Annotated in this window: 25 protein-coding genes and 1 tRNA gene; 7 read left to right on the top strand and 19 right to left on the bottom strand. The window is 64.3% G+C overall.

The features are described 5' to 3' along the window. Positions 1-38 precede the first annotated feature (38 nt). From SIDU_RS14760 to SIDU_RS14750, 3 genes are read right to left on the bottom strand one after another with little or no spacing between them, the layout of a single operon-like run. On the bottom strand, positions 39-455 hold the full coding sequence (locus tag SIDU_RS14760; RefSeq protein WP_007686932.1) for a hypothetical protein: 417 nt from the start codon (positions 453-455) through the stop codon (positions 39-41). 54 nt (positions 456-509) lie between these two features. After that, positions 510-1,232 (bottom strand): hydroxyacylglutathione hydrolase, encoded by a 723-nt coding sequence (gene gloB / locus SIDU_RS14755; protein ID WP_007686930.1) that lies wholly within the window; start codon positions 1,230-1,232, stop codon positions 510-512. Positions 1,233-1,236: 4 nt separating this feature from the next. After that, entirely contained in the window at positions 1,237-1,671 is a 435-nt protein-coding gene (locus SIDU_RS14750) for a VOC family protein (protein WP_007686928.1), read from the bottom strand. A gap of 103 nt (positions 1,672-1,774) precedes the next feature. Between SIDU_RS14750 and SIDU_RS14745 the strand changes: the two genes are divergently transcribed. Continuing rightward, positions 1,775-2,479 (top strand): SIMPL domain-containing protein, encoded by a 705-nt coding sequence (locus SIDU_RS14745; protein WP_007686926.1) that lies wholly within the window; start codon positions 1,775-1,777, stop codon positions 2,477-2,479. Positions 2,480-2,482: 3 nt separating this feature from the next. Here the strand turns inward: SIDU_RS14745 and SIDU_RS14740 are convergent, their stop codons facing one another. The 3 genes from SIDU_RS14740 to SIDU_RS14730 all read right to left on the bottom strand — a co-directional run bounded on the left by SIDU_RS14740 (position 2,483) and on the right by SIDU_RS14730 (position 4,382). Next, a complete protein-coding gene (locus tag SIDU_RS14740; RefSeq protein WP_007686923.1) occupies positions 2,483-2,692 on the bottom strand; it encodes a glycine zipper domain-containing protein in 210 nt (69 codons plus the stop codon). A gap of 77 nt (positions 2,693-2,769) precedes the next feature. After that, a complete protein-coding gene (locus tag SIDU_RS14735; protein WP_007686921.1) occupies positions 2,770-3,627 on the bottom strand; it encodes a tetratricopeptide repeat protein in 858 nt (285 codons plus the stop codon). Then, positions 3,627-4,382 (bottom strand): alpha/beta fold hydrolase, encoded by a 756-nt coding sequence (locus SIDU_RS14730; protein WP_007686919.1) that lies wholly within the window; start codon positions 4,380-4,382, stop codon positions 3,627-3,629. Before SIDU_RS14730 ends, SIDU_RS14735 begins: the two co-directional genes overlap by 1 nt. Positions 4,383-4,524: 142 nt before the next feature. Here SIDU_RS14730 and SIDU_RS14725 point away from each other — a divergent pair. Together SIDU_RS14725 and SIDU_RS14720 are read left to right on the top strand one after the other, a co-directional pair. Then, positions 4,525-4,611, top strand: a tRNA-Leu gene (locus tag SIDU_RS14725). Positions 4,612-4,787: 176 nt separating this feature from the next. Then, on the top strand, positions 4,788-6,017 hold the full coding sequence (locus SIDU_RS14720) for a tyrosine-type recombinase/integrase (protein ID WP_007686917.1): 1,230 nt from the start codon (positions 4,788-4,790) through the stop codon (positions 6,015-6,017). 60 nt (positions 6,018-6,077) lie between these two features. Here the strand turns inward: SIDU_RS14720 and SIDU_RS14715 are convergent, their stop codons facing one another. The 13 genes from SIDU_RS14715 to SIDU_RS14655 form a co-directional block, all read right to left on the bottom strand. Then, positions 6,078-6,311: a helix-turn-helix domain-containing protein gene (locus tag SIDU_RS14715; RefSeq protein WP_007686915.1), complete on the bottom strand. Its 234-nt coding sequence runs from the start codon at positions 6,309-6,311 to the stop codon at positions 6,078-6,080. Then, complete coding sequence (locus SIDU_RS14710) at positions 6,308-6,538, bottom strand: DUF2274 domain-containing protein (protein ID WP_007686914.1); 231 nt, start codon at positions 6,536-6,538, stop codon at positions 6,308-6,310. Before SIDU_RS14710 ends, SIDU_RS14715 begins: the two co-directional genes overlap by 4 nt. A 1-nt stretch (position 6,539) precedes the next feature. Next, positions 6,540-7,739: a TraB/TrbI/VirB10 family type IV secretion system protein gene (locus SIDU_RS14705; protein ID WP_007686911.1), complete on the bottom strand. Its 1,200-nt coding sequence runs from the start codon at positions 7,737-7,739 to the stop codon at positions 6,540-6,542. Then, entirely contained in the window at positions 7,736-8,569 is an 834-nt protein-coding gene (trbG, locus tag SIDU_RS14700) for a P-type conjugative transfer protein TrbG (protein ID WP_007686909.1), read from the bottom strand. Before trbG ends, SIDU_RS14705 begins: the two co-directional genes overlap by 4 nt. Continuing rightward, positions 8,566-9,387, bottom strand: coding sequence for a conjugal transfer protein TrbF (gene trbF, locus SIDU_RS14695; RefSeq protein ID WP_007686907.1), 822 nt, complete (start codon positions 9,385-9,387; stop codon positions 8,566-8,568). Before trbF ends, trbG begins: the two co-directional genes overlap by 4 nt. Before the next feature lie 3 nt (positions 9,388-9,390). Next, on the bottom strand, positions 9,391-10,704 hold the full coding sequence (trbL, locus tag SIDU_RS14690) for a P-type conjugative transfer protein TrbL (RefSeq protein ID WP_007686905.1): 1,314 nt from the start codon (positions 10,702-10,704) through the stop codon (positions 9,391-9,393). Positions 10,705-10,845: 141 nt separating this feature from the next. Next, a complete protein-coding gene (trbJ, locus tag SIDU_RS14685) occupies positions 10,846-11,601 on the bottom strand; it encodes a P-type conjugative transfer protein TrbJ (protein ID WP_007686903.1) in 756 nt (251 codons plus the stop codon). Continuing rightward, complete coding sequence (gene trbE / locus SIDU_RS14680) at positions 11,601-14,060, bottom strand: conjugal transfer protein TrbE (protein ID WP_007686901.1); 2,460 nt, start codon at positions 14,058-14,060, stop codon at positions 11,601-11,603. The genes trbJ and trbE overlap by 1 nt, the downstream gene beginning before the upstream one ends. Next, a complete protein-coding gene (locus SIDU_RS14675) occupies positions 14,054-14,326 on the bottom strand; it encodes a VirB3 family type IV secretion system protein (protein WP_007686900.1) in 273 nt (90 codons plus the stop codon). Before SIDU_RS14675 ends, trbE begins: the two co-directional genes overlap by 7 nt. After that, positions 14,323-14,664 carry a TrbC/VirB2 family type IV secretion system protein gene (locus tag SIDU_RS14670; RefSeq protein WP_007686898.1) on the bottom strand — a complete coding sequence of 114 codons (342 nt, stop codon included), beginning with the start codon at positions 14,662-14,664 and terminating at the stop codon, positions 14,323-14,325. The genes SIDU_RS14675 and SIDU_RS14670 overlap by 4 nt, the downstream gene beginning before the upstream one ends. A gap of 3 nt (positions 14,665-14,667) precedes the next feature. Continuing rightward, positions 14,668-15,654 carry a P-type conjugative transfer ATPase TrbB gene (gene trbB, locus SIDU_RS14665; RefSeq protein ID WP_007686894.1) on the bottom strand — a complete coding sequence of 329 codons (987 nt, stop codon included), beginning with the start codon at positions 15,652-15,654 and terminating at the stop codon, positions 14,668-14,670. Further along, on the bottom strand, positions 15,651-16,064 hold the full coding sequence (locus tag SIDU_RS14660; protein WP_007686893.1) for a hypothetical protein: 414 nt from the start codon (positions 16,062-16,064) through the stop codon (positions 15,651-15,653). Before SIDU_RS14660 ends, trbB begins: the two co-directional genes overlap by 4 nt. A gap of 3 nt (positions 16,065-16,067) precedes the next feature. Beyond that, positions 16,068-18,110 carry a conjugal transfer protein TraG gene (locus SIDU_RS14655; protein WP_007686891.1) on the bottom strand — a complete coding sequence of 681 codons (2,043 nt, stop codon included), beginning with the start codon at positions 18,108-18,110 and terminating at the stop codon, positions 16,068-16,070. A 288-nt stretch (positions 18,111-18,398) separates the two neighbouring features. Between SIDU_RS14655 and SIDU_RS14650 the strand changes: the two genes are divergently transcribed. From SIDU_RS14650 to SIDU_RS14635, 4 genes are all read left to right on the top strand, one after another. Then, positions 18,399-19,013, top strand: a complete 615-nt coding sequence (locus tag SIDU_RS14650; RefSeq protein WP_025771216.1) for an RNA polymerase sigma factor — start codon at positions 18,399-18,401, stop codon at positions 19,011-19,013. Then, positions 18,982-20,001 (top strand): FecR family protein, encoded by a 1,020-nt coding sequence (locus tag SIDU_RS14645; RefSeq protein ID WP_025161200.1) that lies wholly within the window; start codon positions 18,982-18,984, stop codon positions 19,999-20,001. The genes SIDU_RS14650 and SIDU_RS14645 overlap by 32 nt, the downstream gene beginning before the upstream one ends. Before the next feature lie 125 nt (positions 20,002-20,126). Beyond that, a complete protein-coding gene (locus tag SIDU_RS14640) occupies positions 20,127-22,799 on the top strand; it encodes a TonB-dependent receptor domain-containing protein (protein ID WP_233431833.1) in 2,673 nt (890 codons plus the stop codon). A 191-nt stretch (positions 22,800-22,990) separates the two neighbouring features. Beyond that, positions 22,991-25,492 (top strand): TonB-dependent receptor, encoded by a 2,502-nt coding sequence (locus SIDU_RS14635; RefSeq protein ID WP_007686883.1) that lies wholly within the window; start codon positions 22,991-22,993, stop codon positions 25,490-25,492. Positions 25,493-25,496 lie beyond the last annotated feature (4 nt).

Below are 25,496 nucleotides of genomic sequence, written 5' to 3'. Positions count from 1 at the left end.
GGTTCGTGGCAGGAACGCGGCATGACCCGCCGGCAAACCTATTTCGACGGCGCGCGATAGGACGTGAAGTCGCCCAGCGCGCAATTTCCCGTCACCATGCCGGTCATCAGGTCGGCGCTGGTTATTTGGTCCCCGCGGCAATATTGCGATCCCCACGTCCTGATGATCAGCGTGTCGCCCCGCGACAGCCCGGAACAACTGCCGATCAGGTCGTTGCGATAGACCAGCCGCCGGCTGACCCGGTACAGCAGGACGCTGTTGCTGATGGCCGTCAGGTTGGACTGGGATTCCCGATTGACGCAGCTGGTCTTTTCGCCGGGCACCTTGCCGGCCAGGGCGCGCTCCAGTTCGCTTGTCTGCTTTTCGGTCAGCCTGGGCGGCTCATGAGCGCCCGAACATCCCGCCAGCAGCAGCGGGGCCAGACACAGGCCGGAACCCAATATCCACGGACGCATGGCACCTCTCCTCATTGGTCCCGATTCCAGGACGCCGGACCGGCGCGAAAACCGTCACGCCGCATCCTTCGCCGCCCGCCGCTCGGCCAGTTGTGCAACGTCGCTGGCGCGCATGAAGACATTGGTCGCGCGCTCCTGTCCGACGCTGGTCGGCACTGTCGCCTCCCCCCGCGAGCGCGCCGCGTCGACCTCCGCCATGCGGGCGCGCAGGGCGGCGTTGTCCGGCTCCACCGTCAGCGCGAAGCGGCCGTTCGACTGCGTATATTCATGCGCGCAATAGACGACCGTATCGTCGGGCAGGGCGGCGAACCGCCGCATATTGGCGAACATCTGCGCCGCCGTCCCCTCGAACAGCCGGCCGCAGCCCATGGCGAACAGCGTGTCCCCGACGAAGATCAGGCGGTCGTCGGCCAGATGATAGGCGACATGGCCGGCGGTATGGGCAGGCACCTCCAGCACGGCGGCCTGGTGGGCGCCGATGCGGACGCTGTCCCCCTCCCGCACCATGCGGTCCAGCGTACCGATCTTCTCCGCCTCCGCGGCGGGGCCGGTGATGGTGCAGCCGGTCGCCGCCTTGATCGCCGCATTGCCGCCGACATGGTCGCCATGCCAGTGGGTGTTCCAGATCTGGCTTATCGTCCAATCCCTCTGCCGCGCCGCTTCCAGCACCGGCTCCGCCACGGCGGGATCGACGGCGACCGTCTCCCCGCTGGCGTCGTCATGCAGCAGCCAGACATAATTGTCGCTGAGCACGGGGATGCGGACGACCTCCAGCATGGCGCTACCAGGCTCCGACATTGGGCATCGACGCCCAGGGTTCGGCCGGTTCCAGATGCCCGTCCTGCAACAGTTCGATCGAGATGTTGTCCGGCGTCCGCACGAAGGCCATGTGCCCGTCGCGCGGCGGCCGGTTGATGGTCACGCCCGCGTCCATCAGCCGCTGGCAGGTTTCGTAGATATTTTCGACCCGATAGGCGAGATGCCCGAAATTTCGACCGCCGCCATAGACCTCCGCGGGGCTGCCGTCCTGGGTCGGCCAGTTGTAGGTCAGCTCGACCTGCGCATCCTCGTCCCCCGGCGCCGCCAGGAAGACCAGGGTGAACCGCCCCTGCGCGTTGTCAAAGCGCCTCTGCTCCTCCAGGCCGAGCAGGCGGAAGAATGCGACGGTGCGGTCGATGTCGGTCACGCGGATCATCGTGTGCAGATATTTGGGCAAGAGATCACTCCATTCGTCGCCATAAAGCAACGGTTCATCTCCGCAGCCTTAAGGCAGCATCAAGATAGGATGCGTCAGGCCCGGACGGAAGAGGGAGGCGGACATGGCCTTAACTTATCATGACAAGCTGCTCCTGGGATGCGCGGCCGTGCTGGCTCTGGGCATGGTCGGCGGCGGCTATCTGCTGGGCGACGGGCTCAAGCGGGCCAGGGCGGCGGACCGATCCGTCACCGTGCGCGGACTGGCGGAAAAGGACGTGACCGCGGACCTCGCCACCTGGTCGATCAGCTATTCCGCCACCGGGTTCGACCTGCCCGCCGTCCGGGCGGAGATCGACAACAACACGCGGGAACTGCGCGCCTATTTCGCCAGCCTGGGCTTCAAGCCGGATGCGCTGACCGCGACCGGCGCGGGGGTCAACCAATATATCAACAATGGCGTCAACACGATCACCATCACCCAGCGCATGTTGCTGCGCACGACCGACATCGCCCGCGCCCAGCGGGCTGTGGCCCAGCAGTTCGATCTGGTCCGGCGCGGCGTCACCCTGCAGGAGGGATCGGGTATGCGCTACAGCTTCACCCGGCTCAACGACGTGAAGCCCCCGATGGTCGCTGCCGCGACCAGGGACGCCCGCGCCGCCGCCGAACAGTTCGCCCGCGACAGCGGCGCCAGCGTCGGCGGCATCAAGAGCGCGACCCAGGGCTATTTCTCGATAGAAGCGCGCGACGGCGAGGCCGACGGGTCAAGCGACACGCCCTACAAGAAGGTGCGCGTCGTCACGACGGTCGACTTCTATCTCAACTGACGATCAATCCTTGTCGTCGCCGATGATCGCGCCGGCGGCGCCGCCGATCACCGCGCCCTCCACCGTGCCGAGGCCGGTCGCCGAGCCGACCACGGCGCCGCCCGCGCCGCCGATCAGTCCGCCGCGCGTCGCGCCGTGCGAACAGGCGGTCAACGCCAGCGCGCTTGCCGCCAGCAGGGCGAGCGCCGCGAATTTTCCATGACGATCCTGCATCCTCAGGCTCCTTTTTCCTCGCGTCCCGCCTGGCGGGCCAACGGAGAAGGAGGGGCCGAGGTTCCCTTCGCAAGCCGTCAGTCGGCGGGCTTCGGCGGCAAGCGGGACAGATTGTCGGCCGCCGCCCTGCCCGCGGGCGCATCCGCCGCCAGCTTCACCGCGCGTTGCCAGGCGGATCGGGCGATGTCCTCATGATCGGTGAGGATGGCGATATTGCCCTCCTCCAGCGCGACGGAGGCATCATCGGGCGAAAGCTGCACCGCCCGCGCTATATGCGCCTGCGCCAGCTTCATTTCCCCGGACCGGCGCGCCAGCGTGGCCGAAAGCAGCCAGGCCAGGGGATCTTGCGGCACCTGTTCCAGCGCGATGTCGAGCGATGCGCGCGCGCCCCCGCCGTCGTTCAGCGCCACCAGCGCCCGGGCGCGGTCCAGATGGACCTCGCCCTTCTCCATGCCGTCGGGCAGGCCCCGCGCCAGCGCCGCGTCGAAATCATCCCGCGCCTTCGCGGCATCGCCGCCGGCCAGCGCGGCATTGCCGGCCTGCGCCCACAGCCGGGCGCTCTGCGCCATTTCGCCGTTGCGCTCGGCTTCGTCCGCCCCCTGTTCGAAGGCGACGATGGCGGGCGCCCAGCGTTCGGCGCGGGCATAGGCAAAGCCCATGCAGTTGCGCGCATAGAAGCTGCCGCCCTCGATCCGCCATTGCTGCGCGAAGGCGACGCCTTTGTCCGGCGCCTCCGCCGCCTGGTCCAGGCAGACCTGGAATTTCGCCGCATATCTGTCCGGCACCGGAATGCGGCCGTCGCTGGCCTGCGCAACGGGCGCAACGGCGGCGGCGGAGGCCTCCGCCCTTTCCTTCCTCTTGCGGTTCATCACCGCCTCGACCTCCGGATCATAGGCCTGGGGGGCGAGCAGCAGCAGCGGGAGGAGGAAGGGCATCACAGGCTGTCCAACAGGCTGGCGAGGGTCCGGATCAGCAGCGCGATGTCCGGATCGCGGGAAAGGCGATGGTCGCCATCCTTAATCAGCAGCGTCTGCACATCGGATGAACGCAGCCGCTCCGCGATCCGCAACGCCGTCCGCCACGGCACGTCGGGGTCGGCCTGACCCTGCAACAGCCGCACCGGGCAATCGATCGCGATCTCCCCCTCCAGCAGCCGCAGCGACTGGCCCGATTCCCAGAAGGCCAGGGTGGTGACATAGGGATTATCGCCATAGGGGGTCGGCTCGACGATCCTCCCCTCCGTCGCCAGCAGCGCCTTGTCCGCGTCGGTAAAGCCCCATTCGGTGAAGTCCGGCGCCGCCGCGATGCCGACCAGCCCCGCCACCCGCTCGGGCCTGGCCAGCGCGATCAGCAGCGCCAGCCAGCCGCCCATGGAAGATCCGACCAGCACCACCGGCCCCTGGACCAGCGAATCGATCAGCAACAATGCATCGTCGCGCCAGCTTGCCAACGTGCCATCCTCGAACCGCCCCTCGCTTGCGCCATTGCCGGCATAATCGAGCCGCAGCATCGCCCGCCCCTGGCTTTGCGCCCAGCCGTCCAGCGCGACCGCCTTGCCCCCCTCCATGTCGGACATGTAGCCGGGCAGGAAGACGATCGTAGGCCCTGCGCCGGGCCGATGCCGACAGGCCAGCCGCAGCCCGTCCGGGCGAGGGTGAAAGGCGGGCGGCGCGATGTCGGGACGATCCATGCTATTCTCCAGTTCAGCGGCAGTGGCCTTGAAAAAGGGCCGTAAAAAGCTCTTGGCCGGGAAACCAGAAAAATAAAAAATAATGCGCCCGCCGCGATTGACAGCCCTACGGCCAGCGGCTAGTTGCGCGCTCCTACCCCGTGCCCAGATGGCGGAATTGGTAGACGCACCAGCTTCAGGTGCTGGCGATCGCAAGGTCGTGGAGGTTCGAGTCCTCTTCTGGGCACCAGAAACGCTTCCGGAATGATCCGGGAGCGTCCAGCAAATGGCTGGTTTTACAGCATATTTCGACCGAAAATCGCCGACTAACCGTCCGGCGAAGTCCACCGGAATCCAGCCAGAACACCAACATTTGTTGGTGTTTTTGTTGGTGGTGGATCGACCCGGCTTAGCTGGGAAATCGACATGCTGTCTCACCTCAGAATCACCGCCGCCAAGCCTGCGGCGAAGCCGTTCAACCTCTCCGACGGGCAAGGACTGTTCCTCACAGTCCAGCCCAACGGTTCCAAAATATGGAAGCTGAGCTTCCGACATCTCGGCAAGCAGAAAACACTGCACCTAGGGCTTTGGCCGGACGTCGGACTAGCCGATGCGAGAGAGCGGCGTGACGAAGCGCGCCGCCAGATCGCCGCAGGTCTCGATCCGGCGGTTGAGAAAAAGCGGGCGCGAGTCGCCGCCAAGGTCGCGGCTGCGAACACCTTCAAGGATGTTGCCGATGAATGGGTCCAGAAGTGCGAGCGAGAGGGTCGCGCGGAGATCACACTAAGCAAGATCCGTTGGCTCCTCGGCATGGCCTATCCCATGATCGGCAGTCTCCCGATCGCGAATATCACGCCACAGGAGGTGTTGGCCGTGCTTCGCAAGGTCGAATCCGATGGGCGGTATGAAAGTGCTCGCCGCATGCGGAGCGTTCTCAGCCGCGTGTTCCGGTACGGCGTCGCTACCGTGCGATGCCAGAAGGACGTTGCCGCCGATCTTCGCGGCGCCATCGCCACCCCCCGCGTGAAGCACCTGGCGGCCATCACCAACCCAGTCCAGGTGGGCAAGCTCCTCCGGGCTATCGATGGCTATGAGGGTCAGATGGTGACACTGATGGCGCTCAAGCTTTCACCGCACCTGTTCGTTCGGCCGGGCGAACTGAGGCAAGCGCAGTGGAGCGAGTTCGATTGCGATAAGGCCGTGTGGTATCTGTCAGCCGAGCGGATGAAGATGCGCCGACCGCATCGCGTCCCGCTGTCACGTCAGGTGCTGGAACTGATCGAGGAGTTGCGGGACCATACTGGCCACCGCGATTACCTGTTTCCATGTATGGGCAATCCGAAGCGGCCGATGTCCGAAAATGCGGTCAATCAGGCGCTGCGCCGTCTTGGCTACAGCCAGCAGGAAATGACCGCGCATGGCTTCCGCGCCATGGCGGCAACGCTGCTCAATGAAATGGGCATCTGGAACCCGGACGCGATCGAGAAGCAACTCGCCCACCTGGACGCCAGTGCGGTGCGACGCGCGTATACCCGCGGAGAATATTGGGACGAGCGCGTCCGGATGATGCAACACTGGTCAGATCATCTCGATGGGCTCCGCAGCGCGGGCAAGATCCTGCGTCCTGACTTCGGCGCCGGTCGGAGCGCAGGATAGGCCGACACGTCAGCGGGGCGCGACCAGCGATCGCGCCCCGCGGATTCTATGCATAGCTCTTCAGCGTTGGATGGGCGGCAAATAAGGGTCCGCCGGTGGAGCGTCTTCGCCTAGAAGCGCCAGCACGCTGCGATATTTGACGAGCATGGCGCGACCCACTTTTACGGTTTCGATGTCGCCGGACTGAATCAGCTCATAGATGCGTGAGCGGCTGAGGCTGGTAATGCGCGCTGCCGTTGCCACACGCACCGTTATGGGCGCCAAACGGCGGTCGCTCGCTGGGGGTTCGCTCATTTCACCGCCCTCCCGGCTGCTGCGCGCGCCTGATTGAACGCCCGATCGCTTTCCAGGAAGGCCGTCAACATCGCAGGGATCAGATCGACCACCGGCTCCTCGACGCCGTAGGCGGCCGCATAGACCGAAGCGTAAGCCTGCAACGATGATTGGAGGTCGGGAGTGATCGTGATCGTCAACTTCACCGGCGTTCGATCAGGCAGCTTGCCGAGTTTGATGTCCGCCATGTCAGCTTGCCCTTCCGCGCCACGGCGCAAGGATGAGATCCCGGGTCACGAGCACCCTAACCGGAATGCCGGGGCGGATCGTGATCGTCGGCTGAATGTCTAGATTGCGTTGCGTGATCTGGTCGCCGGCGCGTGCCGTGTTCGATTGAGCGGACTCGCGGATCGCCTGCACGAGATCGCTTTCGCCGGAGATCGACAGCTCCGAACCAACTCCGAGCAGGGTGGCGATCGCGACGCCCTTGAGCAGCGTCCATGTGTGGAAGTCCACCTTGTCGGCGAGGCCGGCGTACCCACCCGCGTCGGTCGCAGGCATGTTGTCGAGCCGCACCGAGCTGCCGTCGGGCAGGATCAGCCGCTGCCAAATAACCAGCGCTCGCCGCTGCCCGAAGGCGACAACCGAGTCATATTTGCCGATGAGCCGAGCGCCTTGCGGCACGAGCAGGATATTCCCGGTGACGGTGTCGAACACGTTCTGCGTCACCTGTGCCGTGACCATGCCGGGCAGGTCGGAGTTCAGCCCGGTAATGAGGCTCGCGGCGATCACGCTCCCAGCAAGCAGGCTGTTGGGCGACACTGGCGCGACCAGCCCGCCCGAGTTGAGATCACCTCCGGCATCACGCGCCGAGGCGAACTGTTCCTTCCGGGTGCCCGACGGTGTCGCACCGCCTGTTTGCGCATCGGGCGGCGCGAGAGCGCCATCGGGGGTTGCCGGCGCCACCGCGCCCCGACCACCTGTGGTCTGGACCATCAGTCCGGATTCTCGCGCGGCCTTCAGATCGGCAAGCCGCTGCTGCCGTGCAGCCGCCGCAGCATCGACCGATGTGGGCGAGGATGTCGCTTCGGCCCGCTCCTGCGCACGAAGGATCGGCCGTCCGAGATCACCTGGCAGTGGCGGACCGAGCTTGGGCGCGTCACCGTAGCTTGCTGGCAATCCCGAAAGCGCATCCGACGCCGGCTTCGCCATCGGTTGCGACAGCTCGCTTTCCTGCGCGATTTGCCGGAATACCTGCGGCTTCAATGCCATCCAGGCAACGCCCATGAGGCTGGCCGAGCCGAGCGCGGCGGCACCGATGATTGCGCCGCGACGGAAGCGGATCGCGCGTGTGGGGCGCGAGCGGATGCTCAGCGTCTCGGGATCGAGCTTTACCGGAGCGGTCTGCGGCGTCGTGGTCGGCGGATCGGTGGCGAGCGTGTCGGTCATGCGCCCCTCCGCTTCATCGTGCGGGAGATGCGATCGATGCGGACGATCTGCTGCTTCTTGAGACCGAGCCGCAGCTCTGCCGCGTCGAAGATCCGGTCGACGACGTAGAAGCGATCGCGCAACCGGTAGTTGACCAGCTCCGCCTTGCCGTCCGTGCCGACGACGAACAGCGGCGGCGCCTCACCGTCGGCGAGTGATGCCGGAAACTCGACATAGGTCTTCGCCCCATCGTCGAACACGCGCAGCGGTCGCCATGCCGGCCGGTCTCCGCTAATCGCATAGTTGAAATGCAGCTGCTCGATCGCCAGCCCAGATGCCACCGGCGCGGCGGCCTGAGCAACCTCCGCCTTGCGCCGCAGCGCCAGCAACTCATCTTGCGGATAGGTCCACCGCATTGAGGACAGGGCTGTGCCTGAGGTGCTGACCAGCCGGATATGATATGCGCGTCGGTCGGTCGTGATGACCAAATTGGTCAGCAGTCCGGCCGAAAATGGTTTCGCGAGGACATGCGTCTGCTTGCCTTCGCCCGAGCCGCTCGTCGTGTCGCCGATCACCCAGCGGGCGGTATCGCCACTCGCGACCGCGACGAGGTTCTCGCCAGGCTGGAGCGCAATATCCGTCACCAACCCCGGCGCCGCATAGACCTGATAGATCATGCCCTCGCTATACGGATAGACCTGTGCCCCGCTCACGAACCCGGTCGCAGACGGCGCGATCGTTGCGGAGCGCGTCGCGGAACGCACGGTCTTGAGGGATGCCTCGCGGTCCTGAGCAAGCGATGGACATGCGAACAACATGCCGGCGATCGCCGGCAGAATGACGCGCTTCATGGTTGTTTCTCCTGGCTGTTGAGCGAGCTCGGCGTCGTCGGTTGGGCGTCGAGCGTGGGATCGAGCGGCGACCCGAGGGGGAGGTTCGGCGTCGGCTGTGGCGCCGGCCGCGCCGCGGGCGGCGATGCCGGCGCTGTGTCGAGTTCGCGGCTCCAGTCGATCGCGTCGACGTAGATGCCGAGGGGGTTCTTGCGCAGCACATCGGCCGAGGCCGGCGGGCGCGTGACCGTGGTCAGGATCGCCGTCCAGCGGCTGACGCCCGATTGGCTGCCGCGCTCGAACGCCGTCTCCGTCCACTTCACCTGAAAGCTTTCGTCGGACGCCCGGACGACACTGGTGACCTGCACCGACACGGTCCGCTCGCCGACATTGGCGAACGGCGACGCCGAGCGCGCATATTCGCCGAGGAACTGCGCGCCACGCTTAGTTGCGAAGTCATACGCTTCGAGCCAGTCCCGCCGCATCAGCACCGGATCGAGCGACACCGCGCGGACATTGGTGATGAAGTGCGAGAGGTGCCAGGCGACCTGCGGGTCGGTCGGCCGATAATCGACATCGGCGGCCTGAACGGCGCGCGCCTCGCCGAGGCGGTCGACCTCGACCACATAGGGCGTGACACGACTTTGCAGCGACTGCCACGCGAGACCAGTGGATGTCCCCACGGTCAGGACGAGGCAGCCGAACGCCATCAGCCGCCAGTTGCGCGCCTGCACCCGGGCCGAGCCGATCCGTTCGTCCCAGAGTTGCCCGGCGCGCTGGTAGGGCGTCTCGGGAGGTGGCGTGCGCCCGTAGCGCTGCGCACTTCGCTTGAAGAACATGGCTCAGTCATTCCTTTCCTTGATGTCGGGAGTGGCGGACCCGCCGCCGCGATCGCCTTGCTGGAGCGTATGGATCGCGAGTTGGCGGCGATGGCGGCTGGTCTGCTGGTCACGCATCGCCCGTGCCCAAGCGGGCGTGCCGCCGGTCTCCCCGCCGCCGCCCCGTCCTCCCGATGACGGCGACGGAGAGTTCTGGTTGAGGGCATCCCACGCCGATTGCCGACCGCTGGCGGCGGCTTCCTTGAGACCGAGCGCACCGCTCATGCGCGAACGGACGGCGTTACCGGCCGCACGCGCAACGCCGCCGAGGCCGGCACCGACCGAAGGCGAAGACGCCGTTTCCTTGCCGAGGCTGTAGGCAGTCGATGCCGCCGAACCCATCGCAGTGCCCGAGCGGACGGCACCCAGCGCCGCGCCACCGAGCGCGCGCGCTCCGCCAACCGCCGCGCCGCCCGCCAGCATCGTGACGCCGGCCGCGCCGAGTGTGGTGCCAAGAGCTGCGCCTGCGCCGAGTTGCGGCGCGCCTGAGACGAGACCCGAGGCGATTGCCGGGCCGAAGATGCCGAGCCCGAACAGTGACAGGCTGGCGAGGACGAGGCTCATGGCCTGGCCGATGTCGGGCTCCTGGCCCTGAAGCGCGTCGGTGAACTCGGTGAAGAAATTGGAGCCGATGCCGACGATGACGGCGAGCACCATCACCTTGATGCCGGAACTGACCACGTTGCCCAGCACACGCTCGGCGAGGAAGCTGGTCCGGTTCCAGAGCGCGAACGGCACGAGGATGAAGCCGGCGAGGCTCGTCAGCTTGAACTCGAGGATGCAGACGAACATCTGCACCGCCAGAATGAAGAAGGCGACGATCACCAGCGCCCAGGCGAACAGCAGCACCATGATCGTCAGGAAATTGTCGAAGAAGGTCGTGAACCCGACCATCTCGCTCGCCTGTTCGAGCAGCGGCCATGCCGCCGAAAAGCCGGTGCCGGCCAACCGCCCGGGCTTGAGCAGGTCGTCCGCGGAGAGCGTGCCGCCACCGGCGGTCAGCCCGGCCTGCGCGAACGAGCGGAAGATGATGTCGGCGAGCGTCGAGAAGCTGTTCAGGATGAACGCGAATGCGCCGACATAGAGGATCTTCTTGAGGAAGCGGCCAATGACATTGTCCTCGCCGCCCATCGCCCAGAACAGACCCGCAAGCGTGATGTCGATGCCGATCAGCGTCGCGGTCAGGAACCCGACGTCGGGCCCGAGCAGCCCGAACCCGCTGTCGATGTAGGTGATGAACGCCTGCAGGAAGCGATCGATGACGTTCAGGTCGTTCAAGGCGGTTCTTCCTGCGTGCGTGAAAGGGATGTCGCGGGACGCGGCTGGGGGAGCTGCGCCGCGCCCCGCGACGGCGACCGGCGGCTGGAGGGGGAGCCGTCAGTCGCTTGTGACCGGATCGGGCCGTGCGGCCGACGGGGGCTATTGCGGCGTGTAGGCCGATCCGGAGCCGAGGAACTTCTTGGTCGCCGCGCGGGCTTCGGCCGCCTGGGTCGCACGGCGAGCCTGCTCGACCGCTTCGCTCCGGAACTGCGCTGCCATCATGTGCTGGAGCTGGAACTGCTGCTTGGCGGTGAGCGCGAGGAGCTGGTTGGTCGCTTGCTGCGCTTGGAGCGATCCTTCGGCACCCTGGCTGCGCGCGACGATGTCGGCGAGCGCCTCGGTGTCGGTCTGGATGTTCTCGACGACCTGCGCCTGCACGGTCATGGTCTGGCGGAATGCACCCATGCTGGCATCGAGCCGCGCGCGGGCATCGCGGATGCGGGCATCGGTGCGCAGCGCCGACGAGAAGTCCTGCGGGAACAGCGACTGGAACTTGTCGTCGAGCTGGTCGACCCGGAAGTCGATCGCCTGCGCGCGGCCCATCAGCCGGTCGATCGCCGCGAGCTTGCGCTTCAGCGCGTCGAGCTGCGGGAAGTCGATGCGGCTGAGGTTCTTGCCCATGTTCACCAGCATCTGCGCCTCGTTCTGGAGCTGCTGGATCTGCTGGTTGACGCTCTGGAGCGTGCGCGCGGCGGTCAGGATGTTCTGCGCATAGTTGCTGGGGTCGAACACGACGCCGCCGAACTGTGCATGGGCCGGCGTCGCGGTCATCGTGACCACGCCCATGCCGAGCGAGGTGCAGGCGCCAAGGCCGAGGGCGGTCGCGATCAGGTGCTTTCGAGTAGGGATACGCATTATTTGTCTCCTTCTTGGGGGGCTTGGGGATCGGGAGGACCGGGAAAGTCGGCGGCGAAATCGGCGGCCCAGTCGAGGCCGGCATCGCGCAGGAAGGCCTCGGCGAAGCGGTCGCGGCCATGTTCGGCGAGCGCCGCGTCGATCCGGGCCTGTGCCGCGGGGTCGGACGATCCGCACAGCGCGAGGGCGATCGGACCAAGGCCCAGCTCGAACAGCCGGTTGCCGCGCGCGGATTGCAGGTAATAGTGCCGCTTGGGCGTCGCCCGGGCGATCAGCTCGATCTGGCGGTCGTTGAGGCCGAAGCGCGCATAGATGTCATGGCCCTGCGGCTCTATCGCGCGGTCGTTGGGCAAGAGGATGCGCTGCGGGCAGCTCTCGATGATGGCTGGCGCGATCGCGGAGCCGGCGATGTCGGCAAGGCTTTGCGTCGCGAACAGCACCGCGACATTCTTCTTGCGAAGCACCTTGAGCCATTCGCGGATGCGCGCGGCGAACAGCGGATGGTCGAGGAAGATCCAGGCTTCGTCGAGGATCAGCAGCGTCGGCCTTCCGTCGAACCGCTCTTCCAGCCGGTGGAACAGATAGGTGAGCACCGGCGCGACCGCCCCAGTCTGGCCCATCAGCGCCTCGGTCTCGAAGCACTGAACATCGGCTAGGCTGAGATGCTGTTCGGCAGCGTCAAGCAGCCGGCCATGCGGACCTTCGAGCGTATACGGCTGGAGCGCGATGCGCAGAGCGTTCGACTGGAGCAGCAGCGCAAGGCCCGTCATGGTCCGCTCCTCACGCGGCGCAGATGCCAGGCTGCCGAGCGCTGTCCAGATCGCGTCCTTCACTTCCGGCGTGACAGGCACATTCTCGTGCGACAGCAGCGCCGAGATCCATTCGGCCGCCCAGCTGCGTTCACCGGCGTCGTCGATATGAGCGAGCGGCTGGAAGGCGAGCGCCTCGCCGTCGGCCTCGGCCGATCCGAGCGCATGATGCGCGCCGCCCATCGCCAGCACCGCAGCGCGCGCGCTGTTGCCCTTGTCGAAGATATAGACCTGTGCGCCCGGGTAGCGGCGAAACTGGAGCGCGATGAGGCTCAGCAGCACCGACTTGCCCGCACCGGTGGGCCCCACGACCATCATATGCCCGACATCGCCGACATGGGTGGAGAGCCGGAACGGCGTCGAGCCGGCGGTCTTTGCGACCAGCAGCGGCGGGCCACCCAGATGGCCGTTGCGCACCGGCCCCGCCCAGACCGACGATAGCGGCATCAGGTGCGCGAGGTTGAGCGTATGAACCAGCGGCTGCCGGACATTGGCATAGACATGCCCAGGGAGCGACGAGAGCCACGCCTCGACCGCGTTGACCGTCTCGCGAACGCAAGTGAAGCCGAGACCGTTGACGACGCGCTCGACCGCGCGGACCTTGTCCTCGACCGCGGCACGGCTGCGATCGGTGACGGTGATCGTCGTTGTCAAATAGCCGAAGGCGACATGATCGCCGCCGAGCGCTTGTAGTGCCTGATCGGCATCGACGACCTTGTTGTCGGCATCACTGTCGAGCAGCTGCGCTGGCGAGTTGTAGAGCACTTCGCGCAGCAGGGCGGTCACCGACTTGCGCTTGTTGAACCACTGGCGTCGAAGCGAGGTCAGCGTCTTGGTCGCCAGCGTCTTGTCGAGCGCGATGAACCGCGTAACCCAGCGGTAGCCGAAATCCTGGTGGTTGAGCGCGTCGAGGATGCCGGGACGGCTGAGGCTCGGGAAGCCGAGCACCGTCAGGGTGCGGACATGCAGCTCGCCGAGCTTCGGCTCCAGCCCGCCGACCAGCGATGTGTCGGCCAGGATTCCGTCGAGATACATCGGCGTGTGGGGCGCGGCGACCGGATGGCGGCGATCGGAAATCGTGCCGTGCAGGAAAGTCAGCGTCTCGCCATCGTCGAGCGGGCGGACATCGGCCATAAACCCCGACAGCAGGTCGAGCACCCGGTCGGTCTCGGCGACGAAGCTTTCGAGGGCGCCACGCCAGTCGCGCTCGCGATCGCCGTCCGGACGCTCGACGAGGCTCCGTCCCGCGCGGTCGGTCGTGTCCGCCGGCGGCAGCCAGGTCAGCGTCAGGTGAAAGCGGCATTCGAAATGGGTGCCCTCGGCTTCGAACGCGGCCTGCCGTTCGCCATCGACCAGCCAGCTCGCAGCATCGGGAAAGTCGCTGTCGGGATAGGCCAGTGCCTCGCGCCGCTCGGCGTCGAAGAACAATGCCCAGCCGCTGCCGAACCGCTTGAGCGCATTGTTCGCCCGCGCACAGGCGCCGACCAGCTCGGCCTCGGTCGCGGATTCGAGATCGGGACCGCGGAAGGCGAGCACCCGCAGGAAGCTGCCGTCCTTGTTGAGCACCACGCCGGGCGCGACCAGCGCTGCCCAGGGCAGATGATCGGCGAGGCGTTCGGCGCGATCGCGATATTCGCGCAGGCTCAGCATGCGAAATATCCCTTCTGGCGGATGTGGCGCAGGAGAACCGGCGCGAAGCTGGGATCGCGGCGGGCGGCCATCACCGCGATGCTGTGACCGACCGCCCAGAGCAGTACCCCGGCGACCCATTGCTGGAGGCCAAGGCCGACGGCGGCAGCCAGCGTCCCGTTGACGATTGCAAGGCCACGCGGCGCGCCGCCGAGCAGCAGCGGCGAGCCGAGCGAGCCGTGGATCGGCACTTCGAAGCCGTCGATATGCTGGCCGCCACCGATCATGCGATCAGCGCTCCGCCGCCGAAGCTGAAGAAGGACAGGAAGAAGCTCGACGCCGCGAACGCGATCGACAGGCCGAACACGATCTGGATCAGGCGCCGGAACCCGCCAGCGGTCTCGCCGAACGCAAGGGTCAGGCCGGTGACGATGATGATGATCACGGCCACGATCTTGGCGACCGGACCCTGCACGGACTCCAGCACCTGTTGCAGCGGCTCTTCCCACGGCATGCCGGAACCGGCGGCCTGAACCTGCGTCGCGAGCGTCAGCGCGAGGCCGATCGCGGCGCCGACCAGCAGATGCCGGTTGGCAGAGAGGCGTGAAGTGAGGGCACGGGTCATGGCTCAGGTCTCCTTGGTGTTGAGCTTGGGAAGATCGGCGAGCGCGTAGGTGCCGGTGTCGGGATCGAGCCCGGCGACGCGCGCGATGGTCGAGACGCGGCGGTCGGTGCCGCGCCCCGAGATGAAGACGACGATGTCGATGGCCTCGGCGATCAGCTGGCGCGGCACGGTGACCACCGCCTCCTGCACCAGCTGTTCGATCCGGTAGAGCGCGGCTTGTCCGCTGTTGGCATGGACCGTCGCGATCCCGCCGGGATGGCCGGTGTTCCATGCCTTGAGCATGTCGAGTGCTTCGGGGCCGCGGACCTCTCCGACGACGATGCGATCGGGGCGCAGGCGCATGGTTGATCGCACCAGCTCTGTCATCGTCACATGCGGGGGGCGCGTGCGCAGCGCTACCGTGTCGGGCAGCGGGCATTGCAACTCACGCGTGTCCTCGATCAGGATAACGCGGCTATCGACCCACGCCATCTCGGCGAGCAGCGCATTGGCGAGCGTCGTCTTGCCCGAGCTGGTGCCGCCGGCGACGAGGATATTGTAGCGCTGGGTGACCGCAGCGCGCAGCGCGTCGGCCTGCGGCGCCGACATCAACCCATCTGCGATATAATCGTCGAGCGTGTGGAGCTTCTGCGCGGGCTTGCGGATCGAGAAGCACGGCGCCGACGAGACCGGGGGCAGCACGCCTTCGAACCGTTCGCCGGCCCGGCCTTCGATATGCGGGGGCAGTTCCGCCGAGATGATCGGATGCTCGGCATGGACCTCGGCGCGCGCGTGGCTGGCGACCAGCCGAATGATGCGCTCGACCTGATCGGGTTCCATCCGGACCTCGGTGTCGGTGCGACCTTCGCCGAGCCGGTCGAGCCTGAGCGCCCCGTCGGGATTGACCATGATCTCGATGACCAGCGGGTCGCGCATCGCGGCGGCGATGTCGGTGCCGAGCGCCGTGATCAGCATGCGGCGGCGGCGTTCGGCGGAGAGCGTGGCGGTCATTCGCCGTCCTCCGCATTTGCGGCTGGTGCGGACCCGAGGGAACGACGTCCGGTCGAGACCTGACGGCCAACCTGCGTCACAAAGGCCTCGAACCGCTTCGCGCCGAGCGCGCGGCCGGCCTGGTCGTTTTCAGCAAGCGGCGTCTGGATCGCGAGTTCGAACCGGATGAACAGGGCCAGCGTCTCGAGGACGACATAGGTGTCGCGGTCGACCCGGCCGATCGCCTGGGTCAGCCGGTCGAGCCGGATCGCGAACCGATCTTCCAACTCGGAGGCTCCGCGGCGGTTGAGCCAAGCGGTGACGGCGTCGACGAGGATCGACGACTTGCTGGCGCCGGGTTTTGCGGCAAGCGCTTCGAGCCGGTCGGAGAGCGGCTTTGGCAGGAACAGTTGGTGGCGGACCTTTTCCATCGGTCAGAACCCCAGGTGCAGGTCGTCGGGGCGGCCCGAGGCGGCATCGAGGCCATAGACCGTGCGCGCGGTCCCGAGTTGCTGGACGCGATCCATGGCGCGGCGCTCCGCGGCCTGGTCACCGTCGTCCTCGCCGAGGCCGAGCGGATCGGCGATCTCGGGCTCGACCACCGGGGCGTGCTCGATCTCGTGCGCGGGATGGCGGGCCTGTTCGAGTCCGCCGGCGTCGGCGCCTTCCTCGCCATCGGCGCTGCCGACCAGGCGCATGTCGGCACCGCGGACATGTCCGGCCCAGTCGTCGGGACGGGCGGTGGGAAGATCACGGTAGCCGTCGGCGTTGAGGGCCGGCGCGGGCAGGACGCGCGCGGTGTAGCGGCGGTCCTCATAGTAGCGCAGTTTCTTGGCGCGGATCGGCGGATGCCCCGAGATCAGCACCAGCTCGTCGGTCGGCGCGAGCTGCATGACCTCGCCCGGCGTTAGCAGGGCGCGGGCGGTCTCCTGCCGGCTGACCATGACATGCGCGAGCCAGGGCGCGAGCCGGTGCCCGGCATAGTTGCGCATCGCGCGCTGCTCGGTCGCGGTGCCCAGCGCATCCGAAATCCGCTTGGCGGTGCGCTCGTCGTTCGTGGCGAAGGCGATGCGCACATGGCAGTTGTCGAGAATGGCGTTGTGCTCGCCATAGGCCTTCTCGATCTGGTTGAGGCTCTGCGCGATCAGGAAGGCGCGCACGCCATAGCCGGCGAGGAAGGCGAGGCTCGTCTCGAAGAAGTCGAGGCGGCCCAGCGCCGGGAACTCGTCCAGCATCATCAGCAGGCGATGACGGCCCTGCGCGGCTTCACCGTCCTTGCCGGTCCCGTGCAGTTCCTCGGTCAGCCGGCGACCGATCTGGTTGAGGATCAGGCGGACCAGCGGCTTGGTACGGCTGATGTCGGAGGGCGGCACGACGAGGTAGAGCGAGATCGGATGCGCTGCCTCGACAAGATCGACTATGCGCCAGTCGGACGCGGCGGTCACGGCCGCGATGGTGGGATCGCGGTAGAGACCGAGGAACGACATCGCCGTCGACAGCACGCCTGAGCGTTCATTCTCGCTCTTGTTGAGAAGTTCGCGAGCGGCTGAGGCGACGACCGGATGCACAAGCGGTGCTTCTTCGGTGCCGAGATGATTGGTCGCCATCATCCGGCACAGCGTCGCGGCAAAGCTGCGCTGCGGATCGGAGAGGAAGGTCGCGACGCGGGCCAGCGTCTTCTCTTCCTCGGCGTAGAGGACATGGAGGATGGCGCCGACCAGCAACGAATGGCTGGTCTTTTCCCAGTGGTTGCGACGCTCAAGCGCCCCTTCGGGATCGACCAGAATGTCGGCGATGTTCTGGACGTCGCGCACTTCGTTTACGCCGCGGCGAACTTCGAGCAGCGGATTGTAGCGGGCTGAGCGGGCGTCGGTCGGGTTGAACAGCAGGCAGTGCGAGAAGCGCGCGCGCCAGCCGGCGGTCAGTTGCCAGTTCTCGCCCTTGATGTCGTGAACGACGGTCGAACCGGTCCAGGACAGGAGGGTGGGCACGACGAGGCCGACGCCTTTTCCGGAGCGCGTCGGCGCGAAGGCCATGACATGTTCGGGGCCGTCATGGCGGAGATCGCTGGCACCGATCCGACCGAGCGCGACGCCGCGATCGTCGAATAGCCTGGCAGCCTTGATATCCTTGTGCACCGCCCAGCGGGCCGAACCGTATGTGGTGAGGTTATTCGGCTGGCGAGCGCGCCAAAGGGATCCGAAGATCGCGGCGCCGCACCCAATGAAACCGCCGGCCGCCGCGATTGCGCCAGCCTCATCGAAGATGATCGGGGCGTAGGCGTCGAAGGAGAACCACCACGGGAAGATTGACCAGGGATGATAAATCGGTCGGCCAAATGCGACGAACCATGGAGAACCAAGTTCGGTTTGGTAGGCCAGCTCAGCTGCCGCCCATTGAGTCGCGACCCAGATGCTCGCGAGGATGATCGCAAGCACGACGAGGATCTGTCCAATGAGTAGCTTCGTTGGGGTCATGTCGGCCTCCGCCCGCGCTCGACGGAGTGTCGGTTAGGGCGAGGTCAAAAATCGCGGAAAGGCGCCGATGTGTGGAGATGCGGGCTAGTGTCTGCACGCACCTCTCTGGTGCCACTCAGCACTTTCCCCTTTGTGTCGCTGTTGAGCGCCGGGGTGATTCTCGTTGACCTCCCGAGTGAGTAGACCTACCCAACGCTTTGGAGAGTGTATGCTGCCGCCAGAGGCCAAACGAAGGCTATCGTCGGCTCCTTACGCGCGACTGTCATAAACACGTGCGAAGCGGATTTTATGGAGGCACCTTACCTAGCGCGTAGTCGATGGTTGGCAGCACATGTGTTGCCTCACGAACCCGCTGTGCGCGCTTGGCTCAGGCGCACGACACAAATCTCCGACTCTGACATCGATGATATTGTTCAGGAGACCTACGCGGTTCTGGCCCGTATCGAGAGCGTCGACTCGATTCGCGACCCTCGAAGCTACGCTATGCAGGTCGCAAAGTCGGTATTCCTGCAGACGCTGCGGAAGAATAAGGTCATCTCAATTGGTTCGATTCTGGACTTGGCGGCCCTCGGTGACGTCGACGATGCCCCTGGTCCTGAACAACATGCGCACGGACAGAGAGAGTTGCGCCGCGTTGAGGCCGCGATTGGAGAAATGCCTCCGCAGGTTCGCAAAGTCTTCTGGCTTCGTCGTGTGGAAGGCTTGTCGCAGCGGGAAACAGCCAGCCACCTCGGACTAGCTGAGCACACCGTCGAGAAATACAGCGCCAGAGGCATAAAATTTTTGCTTCGGCACTTTGGACATGGCGGAAATGTCACCGAAGAGTCATCTAAGAGGCAGGACCCGACGCTCGTAGAGTTTGATCTGCAGAATGCCCAATCGCGAACACGCCAGCGAGATTGAAGACGCGGCCACCGTTTGGGCAGCGAAGGCGGAGCGTGGACTTACAGAGCCGGAGCGAGTAGCACTCGATCAATGGCTCGAAGGGGATAGCCGACGGCTGGGCGCATTTGTTCGTGCGCAAGCTGCATGGATCCATGCGGAGCGGGCCAATGCGCTTGGCGAGATGCCGGCTGCCGATCTCGCACCGACGGTCGACGCGCCGATGGAAGACGCGGTCCCCGTCCCTCGATTTAATCGGCGGATGGTTCTTGGAGGGGGCGGCGCTCTCGCCGCATCGGTTGCTGCAGCCTATTTGATCGGGTTGGAGCGTTACCGCACATTAGAAAGTGGCGTTGGCGAAATACGGCATATCGCTCTCAAAGATGGAACGATGCTCACGCTCGATACCGATTCCCGCGTTGATGTCGCGCTGTCATCCAACGAGCGGAAGTTGTCGCTCGTCCGAGGAAAAGCTTTTTTGGATGTCACGCGATGGCAGAAAAACCCTGTCATTATTCAAGCAGGGAGCCTTTTGCTGCAGATGGCGAAGGGTGCGTTTGGACTTCAGAATCTCGTGGACATGCCCGTTGTTGCGCTCGTTACCGAGGGACGGTTGCTGATCTCACAGTCGCCGAGCTTTTTCGGTCGGGAGCGAAAGCTCACGCTGGAAAAGGATCATGCGCTTACCCTCGCATCCGACGCTAATTTACAGGCCAGTGAAGTGCGATCAGTTGCGCCCCCACAGCAAGAGCAGTTTCTGGCGTGGCGCGAAGGCATGCTCTCCTTCGGCGGGGAATTGCTCGCAGATGCGGTCCGCGCGTTTGACCGCTACGGCTCGGCGCGGATCGTCGTGGCAGACCCCGACTTGGCTAAACAACGTATTACCGGGCTCTTCAAAGCCAACGACCCACGCGGGTTTGCGGTGGCTGTTGCAGCCAGCTTCGGCGGTAGCGTCACGAGCCAGGGCGATGTCATACGAATTTCGGGGAAAAAACTGCAATCGGCATAGCCGGAAATTGATGTGCTCAAGCATCTACCGAACGGAGCACGTTCGGGCGCGGACAATTTTCCTTGGTTAGTACGCGGTTTTCATTTCCCGGAAGGGAGTTGTGCGCCCTCCTCGCGCCAGCGTTCTTGCTCGCCCCAGCCCCTGCGCTCGCACAGAAGGTCGACTTTGATGTTCCCGAGCAACGGGCGGTCACCGGTATCCCGGAATTTGCCCGGCAGGCGAAAATACAAATCGTTGCTCCGGCGAATATCGACGGACTGAGGACGCGCGCGGTACGGGGGCGTCTGTCAGTTGACGAAGGACTCAGGCGACTGCTTCGCGGGACGGCGTTATTCGTGATCGCGCGTAACGGCAATGCAATCAGCCTGGCCGCAAGACCCCGCGTCGTGAAGCGGGTAACTAGAATGCCGTCGCCACGGCAACCTCGGGCTCCAGTTCAACCAAAGGCCGAGTTACCGCGTGAGCAAAATCCCGATCCTGATATCGTCGTGACCGGCACAATCCAGCCCGAGCGAAAATTGGATGCCGGGCTAGCGATCACGACCGTGACCCTCGACCGAATCCGTGAGCTAGCGCCGAACAACACCGCCGACATCTTAAAGTTGGCTCCCGGCATTTGGGCAGAAACCACAGGAGGAGCGACTGGAGCCAACGTCTTCGTGCGCGGTTTCCCAACGACCGGGGATGCTCCTTTTCTCACCGTGCAGTTGGACGGCGCGCCGATTTACCCTCCGACTGAACTGGCGTTCAGCGAGAATACGACCCTGTTCCGGGTCGACGACATGATCGATCGCGTCGAGATATTACGAGGCGGCACGAGTCCGATCTACGCCAACGGTCAGCCCGGCGCGGTCATGAACTTCATACAGCGCACCGGAACGCTCGAGTTGGAAGGTGGTCTCCGCCTATCGACCACGGACTACGGCACCCGGCGCGCCGATGCCTACCTCACTGGACCGATCACACCGAAAACCGTTTTCGCAATCGGCGGATTTTACCGCGCCTCCGACGGCCTCCGACATACGCAATTTCCCGCTGACTTGGGTGGCCAAATCACGGCCAACATCACGCATGAGTTCGAGGGCGGCAGGGTCACCGCCTACGCTCGCTACACGCGGGATCGAAACGCCTTTTACACCGGAGTTCCCTTGCTTGCTGACGGTAAAGGCAACTTCAACGCCTTGCCCGGCTTCGACCCTCTTCGTGATACGCTGATAGGAAACGATACGCGGCGGCTAGCGATCGAAAATGGCCCCGGGCAATCGCGCTCAGTCGACTTGAGCGAGGGACGTGGCGTTGCTCTCTTTCTCGCAGGTATGAGCTTCGAGTGGTCTCCGGACGAGAGCATCAAGATCACAAATCGACTCAATGTGACCGCTGGCGACGCGAATACGATTGGACTGTTTACAGGACCAGTCCCCGAGACCCTCGGCCAATATCTCTCCAAAACCATCGCGCGAGCCAATGGCGATCCACGTATTGTTGCCGCTGCGGGTCTCGCGTCGTCGGGACAAGGTTCTCTCGCGTCCAACGGGCTGCCAATCACGCCAGATCGCTATGTCCTTACGGCAGGGCTTTGGTCGATTAGCGAAAGAATCTCCTCGATCACGGATGAGTTTCGCGTGACCCGGACGATTGGCACGGAGCACAAGCTCACTGCGGGATTCTTCATCGCGAAATCGAAATCCGAAGACCTACGCCTCTTGGGGAACAATCTGCTACTTCTAGCAGAGCCGAATGCACGACGCATCGACCTCCGATTGAACAATGGGGTGCAGGCCAGCCGAGATGGATTCGTGAGCGCCACCACCGGCCAGGTCGTGGGCGGCAGCGACAGCACAAATGTAGCGCTGTTCCTGAGCGACAAATGGTCGGCCTCTGACTCTACCACCATCGACGCCGGTATTCGGATTGAACATCAGTCCCTACGGGGGGGCGTGCAAAATGTCCTAACCGGCAACGATTTCGACGGCAATCCACTGACGATTTACAATAACAACGGAGCCCGACTGCTGACGACGTCCAGACCGCTCGTCGATGATGCCTACCGAGTGTCCTGGGCCGCTGGCATCGTGCAAAGACTTGTCCCCGACCGTCTGACGCTTCACGCGCGCATGAATCGCGGCTCCAATCTGCAAAGCTTTGACAAGCTGCGAATCGGAGATCAGCGAACGCAGTCAGCCAACGTATTCGAAGCAGGCGTCGACTACGCCGACGGGCCGGTCCGGGCTTCGATCAACACCTTCCTTAATCTGTTTTCGGGCCTCCAGTTCACGCGATTGCTCGCACAGCCCGACGGCACGATCGGGTCGATCGTACTTACGGGGGGAGCGCGAGCGGCAGGTATCGAAATCGAGACTGAGGTTCAACCTAGCGAGGGATGGTCGATCGAGTTCCGCGGCACATATGAAGATGGTCGGTACAAGGGATTTGGCGGTAACGCGGGGCACCGCATAGTCCGTCAACCAAATCTACAATTCGCCGTCTCGCCCTCATACACAGCAAAAGTTGGCAGCGCCGACCTGAAAGTCACTGGAACCTACACATATGTGGGGGTGCGCTATTCAGATGTCGAGAACCTTCAACGGCTTCCGCCATACGCGACAGTCGATGCGGGGCTTCACTTCAGACTCGACAACGGCGTTTACATTAATTTGATCGGTCAGAATCTGCTCGACACCTTCGGCCTAACCGAAGGAAACACTCGCGTACTAGGCGCCGTTCTAACGTCGGGACCTGTCATCGCCCGCCCGTTGTTCGGCCGGAATTTGACTGTGTCCTTCGGCTATCGATTTTGAGGCGAAGCGCGCCACTCAGGTGTGAGGTAGGGCCTTTGCTTTGCGCGGCGGACCCAACTTCCTCAGAAAAATTCGCAGGCCGATAGCCGGAATTTTTTAGCCAAAAGCATCTCCTCAGCGGAAGCGGATCAACCGCGTCCAATTTGGGAGACGGAAGCGCGTCCTCCCACAAACCTGCTGGGGGGACCAAAATGCGCCTCGATTTTCGAAATTGCCTTCTCGCCACCGCCGCAGCGGTCGCCTTGCCGACCGTGGCTTACGCCCAGTCAAGCTCGGGGGCAGTAGCGCCCGCCGCTGCGACTTCGGCCGCACCGCAGACCAGCGCCGCCCGGACTACGGACGAAAACGAGATCGTTGTAGTGGGATCGGCCGACCCAAATGGCCAGCGTAAGCTGGAGGCGGGATATGCGGTGACCTCGATTTCCAGCGACGCGATCCGGACGGCCGCTCCGATCAGTGCTGCAGACGTTCTTAAGCTCGTGCCCGGCGTCTGGGCAGAAACCACCAGCGGCGTATCCGGCCCCAACGTCATGGTGCGCGGATTTCCTACCGGTGGCGACGCCAAGTTCGTTACGATGCAAATCGATTCACTTCCGATCTACCCGGCATCCAGTCTCTCCTTCCTGGACAATTCCACCCAGTTCCGTCTCGACGAGACGGTCAAGCGGGTCGAAACGACCATTGGCGGGCAAGCTGTGCTCCTCGGCAACGGCCAGCCCGGTGCCACTGTGAACTTCGTCCAGAAGAACGGAAAATCCGATCCGGGCGGCGTGCTCATGGCGACAGTGGGCACCGGGTCATTTTATCGGATCGACGGCTACTATGGGGCAGACGTCGGAAACGGCTGGTACGCAAGCGTCGGCGGCTTTTATCGTAACGCGAAGGGCGTCCGGAACACCCAATTCCCCGCAGACGACGGTCATCAGATCAGTGGAACGCTGATGAAGGAGTTTGAGGATGGTGGATCCTTCACGCTTTACGCAAGGAACACATATGATCGGAACGCCTTCTTCACGGCGGTCCCGCTCATCCGCGAGGGCACCGGCGACCAGATCTCGCTGCAACCCTATCCTGGCTTCGACCCGACCCGAGACACTTTCTTAGGTAACGCGAACCGTATCGTCACGTTCGATATCGCCTCGAACGGGACGAACACGCCCGTTTCGAAAACGGTCGATCTTTCGCGCGGGCGCGGCATAGATCTGAAGCTTGTCGGGCTCGATTTCGACAAGCAATTCGGTGCGTTCTCCTTCTCGAACAAGCTTGCCTATTCCGCTGGCAATGCACCGACAATAGCCCAATTTACTGGCGCGACTCCGGTAACCCTTGGTTCCTTCATCAACAGCCAGATCACTACGGCCAACAGCAACGCGGCAGCTCTCGCGGCGGCGGGTCGCCCTGCAACCGCTGGCACCGCAACACTCATCAGTTCGGGAGCAGCGCTCACCGACCTGAACACCCGCGTGATCGGTATCGGGGTGTTCTACGTCAACAAGAAGATCCGATCGTTTCAAGATGAGGCACGCCTGTCCACGGAGCTCTTCTCGGGCAACCGGCTGACCGCTGGTGTCTATTTCGCGGACTATAGTTCCGACGACACCTGGTACACCGGCCATCAGCAGCTGATGACGGTGCAGAACAATGCCCAGCCCATCAATTTGGTGCTGAACAACGGTGTTCGCGTCACCAACGGAAGCGGTGTCTATGGACCGACGGCTCTCGCGCTGCACAACATCTACAATGGTCGCAACACTGCGGTCTTCGTGACGGATCAGTGGGACATCACCGATCGTCTAAAGGTCGATATCGGTGGCCGCTACGAGTGGGAAACTATCGACGCGACTTTCCAGAACTCAACCAAGACAATGATCTCGACCGATCCGCTCGCGCTTTACGACTACAACGTTTCGGTCCTCCTGCCGAGCACGCGACCTGTGGACTACAGCGGCTCTCGCGGCGCGTTCAACGTTGACGCGAACTACGAAATCGCTCCTGATTTCAACGCGTTTATCGGCTATAACAAGGGCTACTCCTTGCCGACGTTCGACGATTTGCGCGCCGGTGTGACGCAGATTACCAATGTCGATCAGATCCAGGGTGGTATCAAATCACGCGGCTCTTGGTTTGCTCTGAACCTCACAGGCTTCTACAACAAGTTCCAGGGCCAACCGTCGTCGCAGCTTCTCGCCGACGGCACTCTGCTTCGCTACCTTACCAGTTCAGACACTTATGGTCTTGAGTTCGATGGCGTCATCCGTCCGTTCGAAGGCTTCTCGGTCTCCGCTTCGGGTGCGTATCAGCACGGCAAATATACTGCAGGCGGCCCCGGCATCACCGGCAATCAGGTGCTGCGCCAGCCCGATTTTCAAGCCCGCGTGACGCCGAGCTACACAATCGACACACCGATTGGCGGACTGACACTTTACGCCACCGGAACCTTTGTGACAAAGCGCTACGCCGATCTCCAGAACCTTCAACCCCTTCCGGGCTACGAGACGCTCGACATTGGCGCATCATTCGAATTCGAGAATGGAATGACACTGGCGTTTACGGGCACCAACGTAACGAACACGTTGGGGATCACTGAAGGGAACAGTCGCGTCGTCGGCAGTGGTGTCGACGGTGGCGGTGTGTTCCTGGGCCGCCCGCTTTTTGGGCCGAACTACCAGGCCAGCTTGCGGATGAAGTTCTAAAACT

Origin of the sequence: Sphingobium indicum B90A (assembly GCF_000264945.2) — a bacterium.
Taxonomy (GTDB): domain Bacteria; phylum Pseudomonadota; class Alphaproteobacteria; order Sphingomonadales; family Sphingomonadaceae; genus Sphingobium; species Sphingobium indicum.
The sequence above is the reverse complement of the archived record's forward strand: the minus strand, read 5'-3'. Positions and strand labels throughout refer to the sequence as shown.